General features: G+C 63.5%; 5 protein-coding genes. 4 read left to right on the forward strand and 1 reads right to left on the reverse strand.

Annotated elements, in window-relative coordinates; all coding sequences use genetic code 11:
• Positions 1-52 precede the first annotated feature (52 nt).
• The 4 genes from EOA38_RS31010 to EOA38_RS31030 all read left to right on the forward strand — a co-directional run bounded on the left by EOA38_RS31010 (position 53) and on the right by EOA38_RS31030 (position 2,811).
• Complete coding sequence (locus EOA38_RS31010; protein WP_127301019.1) at positions 53-646, forward strand: cold-shock protein; 594 nt, start codon at positions 53-55, stop codon at positions 644-646.
• 341 nt (positions 647-987) lie between these two features.
• Entirely contained in the window at positions 988-1,500 is a 513-nt protein-coding gene (locus EOA38_RS31020; protein ID WP_127301021.1) for a DUF192 domain-containing protein, read from the forward strand.
• A gap of 14 nt (positions 1,501-1,514) precedes the next feature.
• On the forward strand, positions 1,515-2,282 hold the full coding sequence (locus tag EOA38_RS31025) for an alpha/beta hydrolase (protein WP_127301022.1): 768 nt from the start codon (positions 1,515-1,517) through the stop codon (positions 2,280-2,282).
• A 28-nt stretch (positions 2,283-2,310) separates the two neighbouring features.
• Positions 2,311-2,811, forward strand: a complete 501-nt coding sequence (locus EOA38_RS31030; RefSeq protein ID WP_127301023.1) for a GNAT family N-acetyltransferase — start codon at positions 2,311-2,313, stop codon at positions 2,809-2,811.
• Here the strand turns inward: EOA38_RS31030 and EOA38_RS31035 are convergent.
• Positions 2,808-3,504: arginase family protein (locus tag EOA38_RS31035; protein WP_127301024.1), on the reverse strand; the 697-nt coding region annotated here is incomplete at its 5' end. The two genes, EOA38_RS31030 and EOA38_RS31035, sit on opposite strands and share 4 nt — an antisense overlap.

A 3,504-nucleotide genomic window follows, 5' to 3' on the forward strand; every position in this document is an offset into this window, starting at 1 on the left:
AATCTCATGGCAAGAATCAGTGTCGGTTGCAGTAGGAAAAGGGGGCATTCTTATGGGGGAAAAAGCCTCTTTCACGAGGCGGGACGGAAGCCTTGACGACGCCTTGAAGCGGGACAGCGGCGGCGACACCGCCGAGTTTGTCGAAATCGCCGGCGCTATCAAATGGTTCGACGTGGCCAAGGGCTACGGCTTCATTCTTCCGGACGACGGCGTCTCGGGTGATGTTCTCCTCCATGTGACATGTCTTCGAAGGGACGGTTTCCAGACCGCGTTGGAAGGCGCGCGCGTCGTCTGCCTCGTCAAGCAGGGCGAGCGCGGCCTGCAGGCTTTCCGCGTTCTTTCCATGGATGCCTCCACGGCGGTTCATCCGGCGGAGCAGGAGCAGCGCACGCATGTCACCGTGACGGCCGAAAGCGGGCTCGAGCGGGCGCTCGTGAAGTGGTTCAACCGCACCAAGGGCTTCGGCTTCCTGACCCGGGGCGACGGCACAGAGGATATCTTTGTCCACATGGAGACGCTGCGCCGCTACGGCATCACCGAACTGAGGCCGGGGCAGGTCGTGCTGGTTCGCTTCGGGCGCGGCGACAAAGGCCTTATGGCCGCCGAAATCCATCCCGATATGGGCACCTTGCCGGTCTCGCATTAGAGCAATTCCAGGAAAAGTGCGTAGCGGTTTTCCGCCCGGAATTGCGCCAAAACAAAGAGATAAAGCGGCTCGCCGTTTCTATGAAACGGTGAAACGCTCGAGGGCTTTCCCGGCACGATCAGAATGGGCCCGCCTCGTGACAAGGCAAGGCTTTGCACGTGCAAGGCCAATCTTGTCCGAAAACCGGTTCCACTCGCCTGGATCATGGTCTAAAGCGCGTCGCGACGAAACGAAATCAGGCGACGCGCTTTGAGTTTTGTTTTGATGCATGTCGTTTGCCCAAAACCGCTGCGCATTTTTGGGCGACTTTGCATTAGGACGAGGTCTGGACGAGGTATCACATGTCTTACCGCAACTGGCTGACTGCAGGCGCGCTTTGCGGCGCCATCGTTTTGGCTGCCTATTTCGGCGCCTTGAAATCGAGCTCGGCGGACGGCCAGGCCATGATGCTGCCGGTCGATCCGACGCCGCTGGTCGCGGTGACCGGCTCCGGCGAGCATTCCTTCTCCGTCGAGATCGCCGATACGTCCGACGAGCGCGAGGCCGGGCTGATGTTCCGCAAGGATATGGCCGCCGACCACGGCATGCTGTTCGTATTCGAGAAATCCGGCGAGGTGAATTTCTGGATGAAGAACACGCCGATGCCGCTCGACCTGGTCTTTGTCGGCGAGGACGGCAAGATCAAGGCCATCAAGCGCGGCGAACCGGAATCGGAGGCGATCATCTCTCCGGGACATCCGGTGAGATTCGTGCTCGAGCTCAAGGCGGGAACGGCCGCCAAGGACGGTCTCGAGGACGGCGATCTCTTGCGCCACCCGGTGATCGCCAAGGCGTCGGGCGCCGGTTCCAACTGACTGCGGCTGCGTCAATGCAATATTTTTCCCATGACGGCTTCGAACTCGCCTATCTCGACCGCCAGCCGGCGTCCGGGGAGGGCGATCCGGTGCTGATGATCCATGGCTTTGCCTCGAGCCATTACGTCAACTGGGTCTCGCCCGGCTGGTTCAAGACGCTGAACGACGCCGGCTACCGCGCCATCGCCTTCGACAATCGCGGCCACGGCTCCTCGTCGAAGAGTTATGACGAGGCCGACTACACGCCGGCCAAGATGGCGTCGGACGCTGCCGCGCTGCTCGATCACCTCGGAATCGAACGCGCCCATGTCATGGGCTACTCGATGGGCGCGCGGGTATCCGCATTCATGACGTTGTCCAATCCGGACAAGGTGGCGACGCTGGTGTTGGGCGGTCTCGGCATCGGTCTGGTCGACGGCGTCGGCGATTGGGATCCGATCGCCGATGCGCTTCTGGCCGAGGACCCCGCCACGATCAGCCATGCGCGCGGCCGCTCGTTTCGCGCTTTCGCCGACCAGACCCGCAGCGACCGCCGGGCGCTTGCCGTCTGCATCGTCGGCTCGCGCGCATCCATGAGCGAGGACGATGTCGCGCGCATTGCACAGCCGACCTTGATCGCCGTCGGTACGAAGGACGACATCGCCGGCTCGCCCAACGAACTCGCCGCCCTGATGCCGAATGCAAAGGCCTTTCACATCGAGGGCCGCGACCACATGCTTGCCGTCGGCGATAAGAGCTTCAAGCAGCGGGTGCTCGAGTTCTACGCCGAAAATCCGCTCTGAACGCGCCACGGCACGGCTCGAAACGACCATGGTCGATCTTCTCGTCACCTATATGGAGATGACCGAGCCGCCGTCCGGCGAGCCGCTTGCGGCACCCATGCTCGGTGCCGTCGTCACGCGCGAGCTACCCGACCTGCCGAGCTATGTCAGCCTCTATCGCGCCGTCGGCGGCCCGGTGCAGTGGGACCAGCGCTTGCGTATGCCCGAGGCCGAGCTCGAAACGCTGCTCGCCATCACCTCGACGCATGTCCATGTGCTGCGCGTCGACGGCGAAGCCGCCGGCTTCTGCGAGTTCAACGATGTCGGCCAGCAGGCCATCGAACTCGTTCATTTCGGGCTGGTTCCCGCATTCCAGAGGCGGCGGCTGGGGCCGTTCCTCCTCGACCGGGCGTTGCGCGCGGCATGGTCGCATCGGCCGGAACGGCTTTGGCTTCATACCGATACCCATGATCATCCGGCGGCGCAGTCGGTTTACCGACGCGCGGGGTTCAGCGCCTATGAGCAGCGGACGGAGACCTTTCCGGATTAGCCCCGTGCTTTCCTGTCGGCGAGGGACCTCGCCATGACGCACAGCAGCTCGAACATCATCGTGGCGCCGGCAAGCGCGGTCATGCCGCCAAGGTCGAAGGGAGGCGCGACCTCGACGACATCGGCGCCGGCGAAATGCAATCCGTCGAGCAGCCGAACCATCTCCTGCGCCTCGCGTGTGGTGAAGCCGCCGAGCTCCGGCGTGCCGGTGCCGGGGGCCATCGACGGATCGATGCAATCGATGTCGAAGGTCACATAGGTCGGCTTGTCGCCGACGAGGTCGCTCGCCTCCTGCATGACGGCCGCCGCGCCGCGCCTGACGAATTCTTCCATATAGATGATGCGCACGCCCTGGGCCTTTGCCCAGTCGTGTTCGCCTGGTTCGTAGATGGAACCGCGAATCCCGATCTGGACCACCCGCTTCGGGTCGAGCAGCCCTTCCTCGATCGCGCGACGGAAAGGCGTTCCATGCGTGTAGGGATTGTCGCCGAAATAGCGGTCGTTGGTGTCGGAATGCGCGTCGAAATGGATCATCCCGACCGGCTCCTTGGGGGCCACGGCGCGCAGCACCGGCAGCGTCGTCAGATGATCGCCGCCGGCGGCCAGCGGCAGCGCGCCCTGGGCGACGATCGCGGCGATGCCGTCCTCGATGCGCTTCAACCCGTCCAGCAGGTTGATGGGATTGACCGAGAGG

The organism is Mesorhizobium sp. M1E.F.Ca.ET.041.01.1.1 (assembly GCF_003997355.1).
Classification (GTDB): domain Bacteria; phylum Pseudomonadota; class Alphaproteobacteria; order Rhizobiales; family Rhizobiaceae; genus Mesorhizobium.